This is a genomic window from Bradyrhizobium rifense (assembly GCF_008123425.1).
Classification (GTDB): domain Bacteria; phylum Pseudomonadota; class Alphaproteobacteria; order Rhizobiales; family Xanthobacteraceae; genus Bradyrhizobium; species Bradyrhizobium rifense.
Genome location: NZ_VSSS01000051.1, coordinates 192,992 through 209,687, shown reverse-complemented (window position 1 = coordinate 209,687; position 16,696 = coordinate 192,992). Strand labels below are relative to the sequence as shown.

The 16,696-nt window shown below is 63.0% G+C and carries 12 protein-coding genes and 2 pseudogenes; 7 read left to right on the top strand and 7 right to left on the bottom strand.

What is annotated here, in order from left to right:
• Window positions 1–130: 130 nt before the first annotated feature.
• Window positions 131–1,133: pseudogene (locus FXB40_RS31745) on the bottom strand (NADP-dependent oxidoreductase).
• A gap of 210 nt (window positions 1,134–1,343) precedes the next feature.
• Here FXB40_RS31745 and FXB40_RS31740 point away from each other — a divergent pair.
• A complete protein-coding gene (locus FXB40_RS31740; RefSeq protein WP_148776034.1) occupies window positions 1,344–2,639 on the top strand; it encodes a dicarboxylate/amino acid:cation symporter in 1,296 nt (431 codons plus the stop codon).
• A 12-nt stretch (window positions 2,640–2,651) separates the two neighbouring features.
• Window positions 2,652–3,572 (top strand): amino acid ABC transporter substrate-binding protein, encoded by a 921-nt coding sequence (locus FXB40_RS31735; protein WP_148776033.1) that lies wholly within the window; start codon window positions 2,652–2,654, stop codon window positions 3,570–3,572.
• Window positions 3,573–3,735: 163 nt separating this feature from the next.
• Here FXB40_RS31735 and FXB40_RS31730 read toward each other — a convergent pair whose 3' ends face one another.
• A complete protein-coding gene (locus FXB40_RS31730; RefSeq protein ID WP_148776032.1) occupies window positions 3,736–4,539 on the bottom strand; it encodes an ATP-grasp domain-containing protein in 804 nt (267 codons plus the stop codon).
• A 222-nt stretch (window positions 4,540–4,761) separates the two neighbouring features.
• Complete coding sequence (locus FXB40_RS48755) at window positions 4,762–4,914, bottom strand: hypothetical protein (protein ID WP_210352196.1); 153 nt, start codon at window positions 4,912–4,914, stop codon at window positions 4,762–4,764.
• Between FXB40_RS48755 and FXB40_RS31725 the strand changes: the two genes are divergently transcribed.
• From FXB40_RS31725 to FXB40_RS31710, 4 genes are all read left to right on the top strand, one after another.
• Window positions 4,913–5,686, top strand: a complete 774-nt coding sequence (locus tag FXB40_RS31725) for a ferredoxin--NADP reductase (RefSeq protein WP_148776031.1) — start codon at window positions 4,913–4,915, stop codon at window positions 5,684–5,686. The genes FXB40_RS48755 and FXB40_RS31725 overlap by 2 nt on opposite strands.
• Before the next feature lie 129 nt (window positions 5,687–5,815).
• The gene (locus FXB40_RS31720; RefSeq protein WP_246208073.1) at window positions 5,816–6,694 is read left to right on the top strand and encodes a patatin-like phospholipase family protein; all 879 of its coding nucleotides are present in this window, start codon (window positions 5,816–5,818) and stop codon (window positions 6,692–6,694) included.
• 213 nt (window positions 6,695–6,907) lie between these two features.
• Complete coding sequence (locus FXB40_RS31715; protein ID WP_148776030.1) at window positions 6,908–8,533, top strand: FMN-binding glutamate synthase family protein; 1,626 nt, start codon at window positions 6,908–6,910, stop codon at window positions 8,531–8,533.
• A gap of 105 nt (window positions 8,534–8,638) precedes the next feature.
• Window positions 8,639–8,881 (top strand): PilZ domain-containing protein, encoded by a 243-nt coding sequence (locus tag FXB40_RS31710; protein WP_148776029.1) that lies wholly within the window; start codon window positions 8,639–8,641, stop codon window positions 8,879–8,881.
• 22 nt (window positions 8,882–8,903) lie between these two features.
• Here the strand turns inward: FXB40_RS31710 and FXB40_RS31705 are convergent, their stop codons facing one another.
• A complete protein-coding gene (locus FXB40_RS31705; RefSeq protein ID WP_148776028.1) occupies window positions 8,904–10,202 on the bottom strand; it encodes a hemolysin family protein in 1,299 nt (432 codons plus the stop codon).
• A 228-nt stretch (window positions 10,203–10,430) separates the two neighbouring features.
• Here FXB40_RS31705 and FXB40_RS31700 point away from each other — a divergent pair, with 228 nt between their 5' ends.
• Entirely contained in the window at window positions 10,431–11,162 is a 732-nt protein-coding gene (locus tag FXB40_RS31700; protein WP_148776027.1) for a sulfite exporter TauE/SafE family protein, read from the top strand.
• A gap of 4 nt (window positions 11,163–11,166) precedes the next feature.
• Here the strand turns inward: FXB40_RS31700 and FXB40_RS31695 are convergent.
• From FXB40_RS31695 to FXB40_RS31685, 3 genes and pseudogenes are all read right to left on the bottom strand, one after another.
• Window positions 11,167–12,480 (bottom strand): annotated as a pseudogene (locus tag FXB40_RS31695) (ABC transporter ATP-binding protein).
• A gap of 13 nt (window positions 12,481–12,493) precedes the next feature.
• The gene (locus FXB40_RS31690) at window positions 12,494–14,227 is read right to left on the bottom strand and encodes an ABC transporter permease (RefSeq protein ID WP_148776026.1); all 1,734 of its coding nucleotides are present in this window, start codon (window positions 14,225–14,227) and stop codon (window positions 12,494–12,496) included.
• A gap of 27 nt (window positions 14,228–14,254) precedes the next feature.
• Entirely contained in the window at window positions 14,255–16,231 is a 1,977-nt protein-coding gene (locus FXB40_RS31685; protein ID WP_246208072.1) for a carbohydrate porin, read from the bottom strand.
• Window positions 16,232–16,696 lie beyond the last annotated feature (465 nt).

Below are 16,696 nucleotides of genomic sequence, written 5' to 3'. Positions count from 1 at the left end.
ACGCCGATGATTTTTCTAAATGTAATGCAAACGCAATCGTCGCGAGTGATGCCTCGCGACCGGTATCTTGGCCGCTTTGGTCACTACCGCAAGTAGATAATACCTGCGGAATTGCGACGTAACTACGTCGTCACAGCTTGACCATGCGCTTGCCGCGGTTCTCGCCGGCGAGCAATCCGATCAGCGCCTTCGGCGTGTTCTGCAATCCGTCGATGATGTCTTCCTGCACCTTCAGCTTGCCGGACTTGACCCACGCCTGGAGATCGGGCGAGCGCGCGCTGGCTCTCCTTCATGTAGTCCATCACGATGAAGCCCTGCATCACGAGCCGCTTCACCACGATCAGGCCGGGCACGCCGCGCGGGCCGTGCGCCGATGGCGCCCCGTCATATTGCGAGATCGCACCGCAGCAGGCGATGCGGCCGTAATTGTTCATCTGCGGCAGACAGGCTTCCAGAATGTCGCCGCCGACGTTGTCGAAATAGACGTCGATGCCCTTCGGCGCCGCCGCGCGCAGGGCCTTGAACGTTGCACCGTCCTTGTAGTCGACTGCTGCATCGAAGCAGAGCTCGGAGGTCAGCCAGTGGCATTTGTCCGCGCCGCCGGCGATGCCGATGACGCGACATCCCTTGATCTTGGCGATCTGTCCGACGATCGAGCCCACCGATCCGGCGGCCGCCGACACGACGACGGTCTCGCCTTCTCTGGGTTTGCCGACCTCGAGCAGGCCGAAATAGGCGGTGAGGCCGGCGATGCCGAACACACTGAGCAGATGCGTCATCGGCTCGAGCTTCGGCATTCTCGTCAAATGCTTTGCGGGCACTGCGGCAAATTCCTGCCAGCCGGTGTCGCCGAACACGATGTCGCCGGGCGCAAGCTCCGGCGCCTTCGAGCTGACGACCTCGGCAATGCCACCGCCGGCCATCACGCTGTTGGCCTCCACGGCTGAACGATAAGTCGCGCCGTGCATCCAGGCGCGGTTGGCGGCGTCGAGCGAGATGTAACGCACGCGCAGCAAGGCCTCGCCGTCCTTCGGTTCCGGCATTGCACCTTCAACCATCTTGAAGTGTTCGGAGCCGAGCTTGCCGCTCGGCTTTTCCACCAGAAGAATTTGACGATTGACGCTTCCGGTCATGGCGTTCCCTCTCCGACTGTTTGACAATTATTGATGCAGCCGTAGCCAAGAAAACGAGCAAGCCGCATTCGTTGTGCGCTGCATGAAGGCTAGATCCCTACGTCCAGTTTCGCAACGGGAACATCCGGCTCAAGCAATCGCACGCAAAGCGTGTTGCGTCGCTGTCATATCTGCGACATCATGAAGCGGCCGGTGTAGTGGGGGTCATTAATGTCGAACAGGTTTACGCAATACATTCTAGGCGCGATGGTGCTGGGCATCATCATGGGCTCGGCGATCTACAATTTCCTGCCCGATACGCGGGGCGACTGGGCCTCGTCCATCAACCTGATCGCCGTGATCTTCCTGCGCCTGATCAAGATGATCATCGCGCCGCTGGTGTTTGCGACCCTGGTCGGCGGCATCGCCCATATGGGCTCGGGCTCCAAGCTCGGCCGCATCTTCGCCAAGACCATGGGCTGGTTCGTCAGCGCCTCCTTCGTCTCGCTGATGCTCGGCCTCGTCATGGTCAACCTGCTCCAGCCCGGCGCCAACTTCCCGGGTACGTTGCCTGACAAGGCGCAGTCGACCGGCCTGCCGGTTTCCGCCTTCTCGATCGAGAAATTCCTGACCCATCTGATCCCGACCTCGATCGCGGACGCGATGGCGCAGAACGAGATCCTCCAGATCGTGATCTTCGCCGTGTTCTTCTCGGTGGCGATGGGTGCGCTGCCGGAGCGCTCGAAGCAGATCCTGGCGCTGATCGATGACCTCGGCCACATCATGCTGAAGGTGACGAGCTATGTGATGCTGTTCGCGCCGTTCGCGGTATGGGCCGCCATCACCGCAACGGTCGCCAAGAACGGCCTGCTGGTGCTCTGGAAGCTCATCGTGTTCATGGGCGGCTTCTATCTCTCGCTGTTCCTCCTCTGGGGCATCCTGGTGATCGTCGGCTTCATCGTGATCGGGCCGCGCTACAGCCATTTGCTCCGGCTGATCCGCGAGCCGCTGATGATCGCGTTCTCCACCGCGAGCTCGGAAGCGGCCTATCCGAAGACCCTGGAAGGACTGAACAAGTTCGGCGCCTCGTCGCGGATCTCGAGCTTCGTGCTGCCGCTTGGCTATTCCTTCAACCTCGACGGCACGATGATGTACTGCACCTTTGCGAGCATCTTCATCGCGCAGAGCTACCACATCGACATGCCGCTCGGCACGCAGCTGGCGATGCTGGCAACGTTGATGATCACCTCGAAGGGCGTCGCCGGCGTGCCGCGCGCCTCCCTTGTGGTGATCGCCTCGACGCTGTCGCAGTTCAACATCCCCGAGGCGGGGCTGTTGATGATCATGGGCATCGACACCTTCCTCGACATGGGCCGCAGCGCCACCAACGTGATCGGCAACACGCTGGCGACCTCGGTCGTGGCGAAGTGGGAAGGCGAACTCGGGCCCGAGCATGCGATGGGACCGGGCGATGCTGTGCCTGATGACATGGTGCCGGGCGAAGTCCCAGCGATGGCCGGCCACTGACGGGAGTGCGGCATGCGCCCTTTGACGGCGATTTCGGGCGGCCTGTTGCTGGCAGCGTGTCTGCTGGCGACCGGCGCCTCCGCCCAGACCGGCGGCAGCGAAGGGCTTAGCCCGACGCTGCTCGCCATCAAGAACGCACACACCGTGCGGCTCGGCTATCGCGAAAGCTCGCCGCCGTTCTCCTTCCTCGATCAGGCCAACCGCCCGATCGGCTACAGCCTCGAACTCTGCGAGGCCATCGTCGAGGAGATCGGCGTCGAGGTCGACGATCCCAATCTGAAGATCGACTACGTCAAGGTCACCTCGGACGACCGCATCGACGCCGTGCTCGAGAACAAGATCGACCTGGAATGCGGTTCTACTACGGCCAATTCCGAGCGCGGCAAGCGCGTCGCCTTCTCGCCGCTGATGTTCGTCGCCGGCACCAAGCTGATGGTGCCGAAGGCGTCCAGCGTCCAGTCGCTGACCGATCTGAAAGGCAAGACCATCGCGGTGACGAAGGGCACCACCAACGAGCAGGCAATCCAGGCGGCCGACAAGAAGTCGTCGCTGGGATTGAACATCGTCGTCGGCGCCGATCACGAGCAATCGTACCAGATGCTTGTCGACGGCAAGGCCGATGCCTTCGCGACCGACGATATTCTGCTCTCGGGCCTGATTGTCCGGCACAAATCGCAGGACAAGTTCCGCGTCACCGGTGACTATTTGTCCTACGACCCCTACGGCATCATGTTCCGCAAGGGTGAGCCGCAATTGTCCGCCGTGGTGGACCGCACCTTCCGCAAGCTCGGCTCCAACCACGACCTCGTGCCGCTCTACAACAAATGGTTCATCGCGCGGATGCCGACCGGCGAGAAAATGAACGTGCCGATCTCGCTGCAACTGGAAGAAGCCTTCAAGGCGATGGACGATTCCGCGAGCGCGAATAATTAGCGGCGGTCGTCTGTCTCCGTCATCCTGAGGTGCGCGCTCGGCGGTGCATTTGCACCGCTGAGCAAGCCTCGAAGGATGAACGGCCGAGCTGGCAGTCGGGCCACAGCCCTTCGAGGGCCGCTGAAGAAGCGGCCGCCTCAGGGTGACGGTGATAGATCAGCGCTCAACGTTCGTTCCCAAACACCCGATCCAGCGCCGCATCATACGTCGCCTGAACCAGCTCCGGATGCAGCTTCGCCAGCGCTTCCATCATCACGCCGGAATTGATCTCGAGCACGCGCCAGTCGCCGTCTACGCGCACCACGTCGATTGACGCGAAGGCGATTCCGATGGCGCTTGCGGCATCGGTCGCGAGTTTGACGCAGGCCGCGCGGACCTCGCCGTCCTCCAGCAGCACCGGCTTTGCGCCGGCGTCGAGATTGTGCCGCCAATCCGCGCCACGCAGCTTGCTGTAGACGACGCGGGGCACATCATCGAGCAGGATCACACGGACCTCGTCCTCGATCTCGACATAAGGCGAGATCACGAGCCCTGTGCTCATCGAAAAGACTTCGCCAGCCGCGTGGTCGAGCTCCGTCTCTGTCGTCACCCTGAAGACCGATCGTCCTGACGTCCCCTCGTTGGGCTTCACCACCACGCCTTGCGGATTGTCGTGAAGCAGCCCAACCATGGCCTCTCGCCAGGCGGCATCAACAACATTCCTGCCCAGCTTCGGGTTGAGGAAGAGGTGATGCGGAATGCAGGGCACGTGTGCAAGCGACAGAGCCTCGGCGGTCGCCGATTTGTCGTTGGCGAGGCGATGTGCGATCGCGCTGTTGAGGCCGATATCGTAGCCGAAGGCGAAGCGGCGCATCTCGCCGCGGCGCATCGCGATCAGCCAACCACCGGCTCGGACATCGACGTCGATGCCATGGCGCGCGCCATAGCTCCTGATGGCCTGGACGAATATCCGTTCACTGCTTGCCATGTGCCTCGATCATTCCTGTCGCCAAAAGCCGCAAAAATGCGGGAAACGGCGCCAAACCGGGATGAAAGTGAGAACTATTCTTAATGAAATTATCGCGAGCGAGACGGAATTAAGTGCTGCAATTGCGCCCAAAAGGGAAAAGAAATTGCCCTCTGCGCGCCCGCGACAGCAGATCCGTTAATGATGTGGCGATTTCCGCCGCAAATGCCGCTTTGACCGGCATCAATTGCATCCGGAACGAGGTTGATTATTGGTCTCAATGGCGTAGATCACACACGCGAAATCCTCCGCCATGGCAATGGTGTCCGCCCCGTTTTCAGGGCCGGGCAGCGCTTTTGCCCTAAAACCGCAATTATTCGGAATATCGAAAATCATGAGCGCGTTTTACCGAGAGAAGGTTCTTTCCGTCCAGCACTGGACCGACACGCTGTTCAGCTTCCGCGCCACGCGCGACACCGGCTTCCGCTTCCAGAACGGCCAGTTCGCGATGATCGGCCTCGAGATCGATGGCCGCCCGCTGCTGCGCGCCTACAGCATGGCCAGCGCCAATCACGAGGAGGAGCTCGAGTTCTTCTCGATCAAGGTGCAGGACGGTCCGCTGACCTCGCGCCTGCAGAAGATCAAGGAAGGCGACACCATCCTGGTCGGCCGCAAGGCGACAGGCACGCTGATCACCGACAACCTCATCCCCGGCAAGCGGCTGATGCTGCTCTCGACCGGCACCGGCCTCGCGCCGTTCGCGAGCCTGATCAAGGACCCCGAGGTCTATGACCAGTTCGAGAGCATCGTGCTGGTGCACGGCTGCCGCCAGGTCTCCGAGCTCGCCTATGGCGAGAAGCTGGTCGCGAATTTGCGCGAGGACGAGCTGTTCGGCGAGCTGCTCGCTGACAAGCTGATCTATTATCCGACCGTGACCCGCGAGCCGTTCCGCAACCGCGGCCGCATCACCGATCTCATCAGCTCCGAGCAGATATTCAACGACATCGGCCAGGGCCCGCTCGACATCGCAACCGACCGCATCATGATGTGCGGCAGCCCGGCGATGCTCGAAGAGCTGAAGGTGATGTTCGAAGGCCGCGATTTCATCGAAGGCTCCGGCAACAAGCCCGGCCATTTCGTGATCGAGAAGGCGTTCGTCGAGCGGTAGTCGCCGCTCGGCCCTCACCATCCTCCCCCGACTTTGTTATTGGCGTCGCCCGCGCGTGGCTTGTTATAAGCTCGCGCTGAAATCTCGCGGCGATGTTGCGGTGCGAGAGGTGGGGGAGCTGCGCACGCCTTGTCCGCGATCGACCATGGTCGTCCGCCGAGACCGACCGCCTACGTGCTGGCGGGCGGCGGCAGTTTCGGGGCGATCCAGGTCGGCATGATGCATGCGCTGGCCAAGCACGGGGTCGTCGCCGACCTCGTGGTCGGCTCCAGCGTCGGCGCGATCAACGGCGCTTATTATGCCGGCGATCCCTCGCTCAAGGGCGTGCTCGGGCTGGAGGCGATCTGGCGCAGCCTGAAGCGCCACGACGTCTTCCCGGTCACATGGCGGACCCTGCTCGGCTTCATGTGGCGGCGGGACTTTCTGATCCCCCATGACGGCATCCGCAAGCTGATCGAGGATCATCTACCCTATCGCAACCTGCAGGAGGCCCAGCTTCCCCTGCACATCGTCACCACCGATTTCGTCTCCGGCGAGAGCGTGGTGCTGTCGGATGGCCCGGCGGTCGAGGCGATCCTGGCGTCGACCGCGATCCCCGGCGCCTTCACGCCGGTCCATTACCGGAACCTTTTCCTCGCCGACGGTGCGATCTCCTCGAACACGCCGGTCCGGATTGCGGTGAAGATGGGCGCAAAGCGGTTGATCGTGCTGCCGGCTGGACACGCCTGCGCGGTCGCAAGCCCGCCGGTCGGTGCGGTTGCCAATGCCCTGCATGCGCTGACGCTGCTGACCGCGCGGCAATTGATGGCCGAGCTCGAAGCCCTCGCCCCCGATATCGAATATGTCGTGGTGCCGCCGCTCTGCCCGATGGTCGGGTCACCCTACGATTTCTCGCGCACCGGCGAACATATCGATCGTGCGATCGAAGCCACCGGCGAATGGCTGGCTCAGGGCGGCCTCGAGCGGCACGGCGTGATTCCGCACGAGGCGCAGCTGCATAGCCACTGAATTGGTCACTGAATTGTCATGTCATTGAATCTATTGCAGTGCAAAAGCCCCAGTCCGGACGGATTGATTTGAAGCGTGCGGATTCGGTAGCCTCAAGACAGGTCCGCGTCATATCTATAGACGCGGCGCGGGCGTATCATACCCCGTCATGCTGACGAGAGGGACGTGTTCGTGGCCAACGAGAACAAAACGCAAGCTTCGTCTGAAGGGCTGATGGAAACCCTTCTGCTTCCCTTCTCGCCGCGCTTCATCATCCTGACGATCTGCGCGGTCGTCACTGCGCTGCTGATCGGCATCGGCATCGCCGACCGCAAGATCTTCGACATCCTGCTGATCCCGATCGTGATCTTCGGCGCGCTTACGCTGCTCGGCGTCCGCGATCTCATGCAGAAGGGCCATGCGGTTCTGCGCAACTACCCGATCTCGGCGCATATCCGCTTCCTGCTCGAAGAGATCAGGCCGGAGATGCGACAGTATTTCTTCGAGAGCGAGAAGGACGGCATGCCGTTCTCGCGCGACATCCGCGCGGTGGTCTATCAACGCGCCAAGATGCAGCTCGACAAGCGTCCGTTTGGCACCCAGGAGGACGTCTATCGCGAGGGCTATGAGTGGATGCATCACTCGGTGTCGCCCAAGGCGCATGCCGAGGAGAAGTTTCGCGTCACCATCGGCGGGCCGGACTGCGCAAAGCCCTATTCGGCCTCGGTGTTCAACATCTCGGCGATGAGCTTTGGCGCGCTCAGCCCCAATGCGGTGCGCGCGCTCAATGCCGGCGCCAAGAAGGGCGGCTTCGCCCATGACACCGGCGAGGGCGGCTTCAGCCCGTATCACGCCGAGATGGGCGGCGACATCATCTGGGAGATCGGCTCCGGCTATTTCGGTTGCCGTCATCTCGACGGCACCTTCGATCCCGAGGCGTTCGCGCGCGTTGCGAGCCAGGACCAGATCAAGATGGTCGAGCTCAAGATCAGCCAGGGCGCCAAGCCCGGCCATGGCGGCGTGCTGCCGGCGGCGAAGGTCTCGGAGGAGATCTCAAAAATCCGTGGCGTGTCGATGGGCGAGGACTGCATCTCGCCGGCCTCGCATCGTGCCTTCTCGACGCCTGTTGGCATGATGCAGTTCATCGCCGAGATGCGAAAACTCTCCGGCGGCAAACCGGCCGGCTTCAAGCTCTGCATCGGCCACCCCTGGGAGTTTCTGGCGATCTGCAAGGCGATGCTGGAGACCGGCATCTATCCTGATTTCATCGTGGTCGACGGCAACGAGGGCGGCACCGGCGCTGCGCCGCTGGAGTTCATGGATCATCTGGGTATGCCGATGCGCGAGGGCGTCAATTTCGTCCACAACGCGCTTGTGGGCATCAACGCGCGCGACCGCATCAGGCTTGGCGCGTCCGGCAAGATCGCCACCGCCTTCGATATGGCGCGCGCCATGGCGATCGGTGCCGACTGGTGCAATTCGGCGCGCGGTTTCATGTTCTCGCTCGGCTGCATCCAGTCGCTGAGCTGCCATACCGATCGTTGCCCGACCGGGGTCGCGACGCAGGATCCGACGCGCGCGCGCGCGCTCTACGTGCCGCTCAAGATCGACCGCGTGCACAATTATCACCACGCCACGCTGCACTCGCTGACCGAGCTGATCGCCGCAGCCGGCCTGACCCATCCGCAGGAGCTGCGCCCGGTCCATTTCAGCCAGCGGACCTCGACGACCCGTGTGCAGACCTTCGCACAGCTCTATCCGGCGTTGCGCCGGGGCGAGCTGCTGGAAGGCACGGAGGATCCGCGGTTCCGCGACGCCTGGCGGATGGCGCGGTCGGATACATTCCAGCCGGCGCTGTGAGACTTTGTTCCACCGCATGATACCGCTGCGGCTAGCCGCGGCGTAAATCATCGCGAGCCGGTTGTATCTTAACCTCTGTGTCAGCTTCGGGTGTAAATTGGCCCGATGGACGAAGAACGGCGCAACAAGGCCAGGCATCGCGTATTGAAAGCCGGAACCATCGAGTTCGGCGGCGGCGCGATCGACTGCACCGTCCGCAATTTCTCTGACACCGGCGCAGCCCTCGACGTCACCAGCCCGGTCGGCATTCCCGAGCACTTTACTCTGTCGATCAAGGCGGACGGCGCGCATCTCGCCTGCACGGTGGTGTGGCGCAAGGAAAAGCGGATCGGGGTGAGGTTCGGGTGAAGGAGGTGGTGCGAGCGCTCGCTCACCCCGTCTCGACTTCACCCAGCCGGCTCGCCAAAATCTTGTCGATCCTTCTGCCATCGAGATCGACTACCTCGATATGCCAGCCACTGAGGTCGAAGGCGTCGCCGACATTGGGCAGCACGTTGAATTGCTGGAGCACGAGACCAGCCACCGTGTTGTAGCGATGATGCGGCGGCAGCTCGATGCTGAGCAGTTCGCCGAACTCGTCGACCGGCATCCAGCCCGAGACCAGCAGCGACGAGTCCGCGCGCCTGACGTAAGCCGGCTCCAGCGGGCCTTCCTCGGAGTGGAAGGCGCCGACGATCGATTCCAGAATATCGGCGGCCGTGACCACGCCTTCGAAGGCGCCGTACTCGTCATAAACAAAACCGACGTGAACCGGCGCAGCCCTGAGGATCGCGAGTACATCGCGGGCATCGGCTGACGCGGGAATGCTTGGCGCTTCGCGGACGAGTGCGCGCAGATTCGGCGCGCGTTCGTTCATGTACGCGACCAGCAGGTCCTTCGCCTGGAGCACGCCGATGGGCGCGTCGCGATCGCCGTCGGAAACAGGAAAGCGCGAATGCGGGCTCTTTGCGATGATCGCTTGAATTGCTTCCGGAGCATCATTCAGGTCGATCTCGTTGACCTCCGTGCGCGGCGTCATGATCGCGCCGACCGGCCGGTCGCCGAGCCGCATGACACCCGCGATCATCTCCTTTTCGCCTGACTCCAGCACGCCGGCACTTTCGGCCTCGTTGACGAGATGGTGGATTTCGTCCTCCGACACCTTCTCCTCGGCCTTGCCGCCGCGCCCGAGCAGCGCGAGGATCAGCTTGCCTGAGAGATCGAGCAGGAAGACGAGCGGCAGCGAGATCTTCGCAAGCCAGTCCAACGCCGGCGCGACCTTGACTGCGATGCTTTCGGGGTCGCGCAATGCCACCTGCTTCGGCACCAGCTCGCCGACGATCAGCGTCGCATAGGTGATGATAGTGACGACAATGCCGACGCCGACGATGTCGGCAATCCCTGAGGACAGACCGAGCTCGGTCAGCCATTGCGTCAGCCGCTGCCCGAGCGTCGCGCCGGAGAACGCGCCCGAGAGCACGCCGACCAGCGTGATGCCGATCTGCACCGTCGAGAGAAACTTTCCGGGATCGGCGGCAAGCCGCAGCGCGCGCTCGGCGCCGCTCACGCCCTTGGCGGCCAGCAGCGACAGCCGCGCCGGGCGCGATGAGACCACAGCCAGTTCGGACATGGACAACAGGCCATTGATGACGATCAGGACGACGACGACGATGAGTTCGACAGACAACATTGTGCGCTGGGGAAAGGGACATTCAGCCTGGCGGGCGCCGGACCAAGCTCGTTATATATGAACGCGACGCGTCCATTGCCCGGTTTCGACCAAATTGTCGCAGCGAGCCAGAGGGGGCCATTGTGGAGGGAACCAACTTCTCCTAAGCTTGCAGTCCGGGGATGTCGCAGCCTTCCCGTGAAGTGGTGACCCCACGCAAGCGCTGCTCGCTGACGTATGGAGCGAGCAATGGATGGGATCGCAATCGAGCTTCCGCTTTTCCTGTTGGCCACCTTCGCCGGCGGCTTCGTCGCCGGCCTCTCCGGCTTTGCCTTCGGCCTGGTCGCGGCATCGTTGTGGCTCTATGTGCTGACGCCGCTCCAGAGCGCCAGCCTGATCGTCGGGTTCGGCCTTCTGGTTCAGGGCTACTCAGTCTGGAAGCTGCGCGCGGCGATCGATTGGCGCCGGCTGTGGCCCTTCATGATCGGTGCCGTCGCGGGCGTGCCGGTCGGGGTGTCGCTTCTGACATGGGCTGATCCGAAGAGCGTCCGGATCACGGTTGGAGCGATCCTGATCGCCTATAGCCTTTATGCCTTCCTCCGGCCGCAGCTCAAGATCGCAACCGTCGTGCCGCCCGCGGCCGACATCGCAGTCGGGTTCGTCAACGGCCTGCTTGGCGGGTTGACCGGCCTTGCCGGCATTATCATTACCATCTGGTGCAATCTGCGTGGGCTGCCCAAGGACCTTCAGCGTGCCACGTTCCAGCCTGTCGCGGTCGTGGTATTCGCCATGGCGGCGCTCTCGCTGGGCGCCAGGGGATCACTCACGCCCGAGACGGCAAAGTTGTTCGCGCTCGGCCTGCCATTCCTGTTTGCCGGGACGTGGCTGGGGCTAAAACTGTTCGGCCGGATCGACGAGGCCACGTTCCGCAAAATCGTGCTCGCACTGCTGGTCGTCTCGGGTGTTGCGCTGCTGTTCTGAGCGATCAAGCGCTCTCGCCCGGGTTTTCCAGGCTGAAGGTCTCGGACTGCTCGTCATAGGCGAACAGCTCGGCATAGCGGCCCCAGGACACGACCGTCTTGAGCGTCTCGTCCGCATAGTCCTCGGACATGTAGTCTTCGAGCTCGTTGCGGAATCGTGCCGCTGGCGCGGTATGCGAAGGACGCTCATCCAGCACACGGCGAATCAATCCCATCACCGGCACGTAGGTGACGAGATGTTCGGCGAAGAGCTTCTTGCGCGCGTCGGTTGCGAGATTGGCGAAATGCTTTCCGGCTTCGGTCAGCATCAGATCGCCTTCGCTGAGCTGGGCGAAGCGCAGCAGTTGCAGGGACTCGCCGAGATGGAGGATTTCGTCGGCTTCGAACTGGAGCTGGCTCGCGAGCACCGGCAGGTCGGCATGCCCGCGCTAGGGCGGCGCGGCCAGCGTCTCGATCAGGCCGGACAGCACGTTGGATGAAACGTGATGCAGCGTCATGCCGATCCCGGTGCCCGGAATGCCCTCGATCGAGGGAGCCTTCGGCTCGGTTCGCTGGGTCATGCGGGCATAGATGTTGTCGACCAACTGGCGGAAATACGGATCGAGCCGGTTGCGCGGGTGGGGAATCTCGACCTTGATCTCGGTGGCGACGCGGCCCGGATTGGACGAGAACACCAGGATGCGATCGCACATCAGGACTGCCTCCTCGATATTGTGCGTCACCATCAAGACGGACTTGATGGGCAGTCGGCCTTCGATCCAGAGATCGATCAAGTCGGTGCGCAGTGTTTCGGCGGTGAGCACGTCGAGCGCCGAGAACGGTTCGTCCATCAGCAGCAAGTCCGGATGAACGACCAGCGCACGGGCAAAGCCGACGCGCTGGCGCATGCCGCCCGACAGCTCCTTGGGAAAGGCCGACTCGAAGCCGTCGAGGCCGATCAGGTCAATCGCAGCGAGCGCACGCTTGCGCCGTTCGGTGGAATCGACACCGAGCGCCTCCAGCCCAAGCTCGACGTTCTGGAGCACCGTCAGCCAGGGAAACAGCGCAAACGACTGGAACACCATCGCGACGCCGTTCGGCGGCCCGACAATGGTCTCGCCGCGGCAGGTCGCGCTGCCCGAGGACGGCGTGACGAGGCCGGCGATGATCCGCAGCAGCGTGGATTTGCCGGAGCCGGAGCGGCCGAGCAGGCCAACGATCTCGCCCGAGTGGATCGTGAGGTCGACCTGTTCGAGCACCAACAGCTGTTCGCCGCTGCCCTTTGGAAAGGATCGACAGACGCCGCGGATATCGATGAGGGGGGAGGGGTGATCGAGCATGATGGTCTCCTCATCAACCGAGACGCAGGCGGCGTTCGCCATAGGCATAGAGCGGTCGCCAGACCAGGCGATTGAACAACGTGACCAGGATGCACATCGTGGCGATGCCGAGCACGACGCGCGGGAAATCGCCGGCTTCGGTCGCACTGGCGATATAGGCACCGAGCCCGGTCGCATTAAGATGCGTGTCGCCCCAGCTGGCAACTTCCGCGACGATCGAGGCGTTCCACGAGCCACCGGACGCAGTGATCGCGCCGGTGACGTAATAGGGGAAAATGCCGGGCAGGATGACCTTGAGCCACCACCGCCATCCGCCGAGATGGAAACTGCTTGCGGCCTCGCGCAAATCGCTCGGAAAGGCGCTGGCGCCGGCGATGACGTTGAACAGGATGTACCATTGCGTGCCCAGGATCATCAGCGGGCTCAGCCAGACATCGGGATTGAGCTTGAAGCTGACGATGGCCACGACGAAGACCGGAAAGGCCAGGTTGGCGGGAAATGCTGCGAGAAACTGGGCGAGCGGCTGGATGCGTTCGGCAAGTTTGGGACGCAGCCCGATCCAGACGCCGATCGGCACCCAGATCAGGGTTGCGAACGTGATGAGGACGATGACGCGGAGAAGCGTAATCAGCCCGTCGCGGATCGCAATGAGAACGTCGCTCACGCTCAGAGTGGCCGAGAGATAGCGATAGGTCAGCCATGCGGCATAGGCCGTGCTTGCGAGGATGACGGCAAGCCAAAGTCCGTCGATCAGTCGCGACGGCTGGCTCCGAGGCTTTGTCGATGGCCGCAGCGCGGGGAACGAGATGCGCAAATTGGAGACCGCACGGTTGATGGCCGAGAATGGCAACGTGATGGCACGCAGCGCGCGGGTCCGGCGAAACAGGTCGAGCATCCACGAGGTGGGTGGATCGCCGGATGCGGTCTGTTCGAAACGGAATTTGTCGGCCCAGGCAATGATGGGCCGGAACAGCAACTGATCATAGGCGATGATGACGAGCAGCATCGTCAGGATGGCGTAGAAGATCGCCGGCAAGTCCCGCTGCTGGATCGCCAGCGCGACATAGGAGCCGATACCCGGCAAAGTCACCGTGGTGTTGCCGACGGTGATCGCTTCCGAGGCGACCACGAAAAACCAGCCGCCCGACATCGACATCATCGCATTCCAGATCAATCCCGGCATCGCGAAAGGCACGTCGAGCCGCCAGAAGCGCTGCCAGCCGGAGAGGTGAAAACTCTGCGTGGCCTCTTCCAGATCCTTCGGCACGTCGCGCATGGACTGGTACATGCTGAAGGTCATGTTCCAGGCCTGGCTCGTGAAGATCGCAAACACCGAGGCGAGCTCGGCGCCGAGCACCTGGCTCGGAAACAAATTCATGAAGAAGACGACGGTGAAGGTCAGGAAGCCCAGGATCGGCACCGACTGAAGAATGTCCAGCACCGGGATCATCACCATCTCCGCGCGCCGGCTCTTGGCGGCGATCGCCGCGTAGATGAATGTGAAAACGGTCGAGCAAACGATCGCAAGCAGCATCCGCAAGACGGTGCGCAACGCGTAGAGCGGCAGGTTTGCCGGATCGAGCGAGACCGGCGTACGCTCCAGCTCGGACAAGGGCGCGACGGTCTGCTCGCCGCCATAGACGATCAGCACCATGGCGCCGATCACCAGGACCAGTGCCACGACATCCCAGACATTGGGGCGTAGCGCCCGGCCGATCGCGGCCGTGCGGATATCTCTCGGCTTCATCGGCCCGCCTTTGGGCTGGAATCCTGACTAGAACTCGGCGTGTAGTCGGCCTGAGAAGATCGAGACCGGCCCACGGTCGGCGTTATAGGCCGGGTTTGCGATCAATTGATAGTCGGCGGTCAACGTCACGCCCTTGATCACCGAATAGGCGTAATAGGCCTCGAGGACGCGTTCGGTGCGATAGTTGAGCTGGCCGTCGCCGATCAGGAGGCCGACGCCGCCGGCGGCAAGAAAATCGCGGTGCGCGGCCGACAGGCCGTTGATGGCGCCGCCGATGCCGACCGTATCGTCCGGTCGCCCCCAACGGCTGCCCTTGATCGACAGGCCGCCCGACAGGCTGCGGTCGATGTCGGTGAAGGACAGGATCTGGTTCTGGCCGTCGTTCCAGCTGACCCGCGCAAACAGTCCGACATCGTTGGCGATCTGCTGCTCGAGGTTGACGTAGAAGCCGTATTTGAGCCGGTCGCGCTGGGTCGCGGTGACGATGTCGTTGATGTCGAGCCCCGGATTCGCCGCGGCCAGGTCCACCACTTGCTGGTAGTTGGCGGTGTTGCCGCTGTTGGCAAAGACGCCGACGCGCAGCTTGCCGGGCTGTTCGAAGATCGCATGGCGTTCTTCAAACTCGACCACCGAGCCGCCGGTCTTGAAGGTGAGCACGTCGCTGTTCGGTGCGGCCGGCACCTGGAACAGGCCGGCGCGGATCGCCCAGTCCTTGCGGTTGAGCTCGACCACGGCGCCGCGGGTGTAGCCGGGGAGGTCGGCGGGGAAGTCGTAGGCGGCCGACGACCACATCGCCCAGTTCATGAAATCGGCGCGCGGGTCTTTTGCATAGGAGTTGCCGTCGAAGAAATCGCCGATGGCGAAGCGGCCGACAATTAGCGTGACGCGGTCGATATCCCGCTTGCCGGCGAGCTGGTTCGGCGCGTCCTCGACCGCTTCCTGCTCGCCGCCGAGTCCGAATGTCTGCTTGAAATAGTAGCGCTGCGCGCGGATCTTCGGGAAGGGCGCGCCGGCCTTCTGCGCTTCGCCGTTGGAGAAACCGGCGAGTCCGAGCGTGCCGTTGAGGCCGAAACCCTGCGCAAGCTCCGGATTGAAATAGAACTCGCCGCCATCCCAGAGTCGTGCGCCCAGGAACGCCGTCGTCGTCCACGTCGCCTGGAACTGGCCGCCACCGGGCAGGCTCTGCGGGCTCGCATAGGGCGAATGGATCGGCCCATAGCCTTGCGGCAGCACGGTGGTCTGGGCGTGGACGTTCCAGTCGTCGGATTCAGGCAGCTTGGTCTTGCCGCCGACCACTGGCATCCACGGCGTGTCGCCGAACTGATAGTTCAGGCCGAGCTTGAACAGATGGATGCGCGGATCGACGTTGACGCTGCCGAGGCCAAAGCCGCTGAGATCGTAAGTCTTGCGGGAGAGGTCGACATATTCGTATTCGGCCTTCGCGGTCCAATTGCCGCTGACGGCGTATTCGAGGCCGAGGCCGGCGGTCCATCCGGTCTGGTAATGGCCAACTGGAAATAATCCGGTGACGCCATCGCCGTCGTTGATGTTGATGTGGGTATGGCCCCAGGCGAAGCCGCCGGTGACATAGGGCATGAATCTGTCGAAGGCATAACCGATGCGGCCGCGCACGGTGCCGACATAGTCGATCGTGGTGTGGAAGGGCGCCGGTGAATGTGCGAGTGCCGGACCGTCGGACGGACTCGTGAATGTCGAATCCGCCTCGATGCCGAGCACGACGCGGTTTGCGAGCTGGCGATTGTAGCCGAGCTGATAGCCCCCGGTGAGCCCGGTCGCGCTATGTGGCAGGACCACGCCCTGCTCGGGCATGGGATTGGTGCCGGGCCCGAAGCCCGCATCGCCATAGCCGAAATGGCCGCCGACATAGAAGCCGGTCCACTCGTAGACCGTTTTCGCGGCGCGCGCCTTCAGCGGCAGGTCGGCAGCGACGCCGGCACCCGGCAGCACGAGCACGCCCGAGGCAAGCGCCGCGGCCGTACGCAAATAGCGATGTCGGTGACCTCTCAACGTCAAAACTACGCCCCCAGACGCGACTGTGCCCCAACCGCGCCCGACATCCCTGCCGATTCGCGGTGCTCCTGTCATCAGGGTCTTGGCTGTTCGCGCGACCGGACGAGACGAGCTCGTTTCGATGCGTTTCACCCCAAAGTTATGCCAAGTCCCTGCGCTCGCTGCGAACCTTATTGCAAGTAATTCGCAATAGCAACTAGTCCAGAATGCCGCAGACGATGGTTCGCACCGTTATGTGACGGGACTGCAACAAATTCCCGGTGCGGAAAATGGATGACCCGGGCCGTGCGGGGTCCGGTCTTTGCCGCAGACCGATCCAAAGCCGGGACAAATGCGGGGGTACGGAGGAATCGCGCAGGTCGGCGATCGGTCGCCGGCTAACGACAGCACCTAGCAGCCGCGGCAGACGCCCTTGATCTTCTTGGCGAGCAACGCGTC

Excerpts from the sequence above, each read along its gene's own strand:
- FXB40_RS31730 (WP_148776032.1), bottom strand. The coding sequence starts at position 4,539 with ATGGCAAGCAGTGAACGGATATTCGTCCAGGCCATCAGGAGCTATGGC.
- FXB40_RS31690 (WP_148776026.1), bottom strand. The coding sequence starts at position 14,227 with ATGAAGCCGAGAGATATCCGCACGGCCGCGATCGGCCGGGCGCTACGC.
- FXB40_RS31735 (WP_148776033.1), top strand. The coding sequence starts at position 2,652 with ATGCGCCCTTTGACGGCGATTTCGGGCGGCCTGTTGCTGGCAGCGTGT.
- FXB40_RS31740 (WP_148776034.1), top strand. The coding sequence starts at position 1,344 with ATGTCGAACAGGTTTACGCAATACATTCTAGGCGCGATGGTGCTGGGC.
- FXB40_RS31700 (WP_148776027.1), top strand. The coding sequence starts at position 10,431 with ATGGATGGGATCGCAATCGAGCTTCCGCTTTTCCTGTTGGCCACCTTC.
- FXB40_RS31705 (WP_148776028.1), bottom strand. The coding sequence starts at position 10,202 with ATGTTGTCTGTCGAACTCATCGTCGTCGTCGTCCTGATCGTCATCAAT.
- FXB40_RS31710 (WP_148776029.1), top strand. The coding sequence starts at position 8,639 with ATGGACGAAGAACGGCGCAACAAGGCCAGGCATCGCGTATTGAAAGCC.
- FXB40_RS31725 (WP_148776031.1), top strand. The coding sequence starts at position 4,913 with ATGAGCGCGTTTTACCGAGAGAAGGTTCTTTCCGTCCAGCACTGGACC.
- FXB40_RS31715 (WP_148776030.1), top strand. The coding sequence starts at position 6,908 with ATGGAAACCCTTCTGCTTCCCTTCTCGCCGCGCTTCATCATCCTGACG.
- FXB40_RS48755 (WP_210352196.1), bottom strand. The coding sequence starts at position 4,914 with ATGATTTTCGATATTCCGAATAATTGCGGTTTTAGGGCAAAAGCGCTG.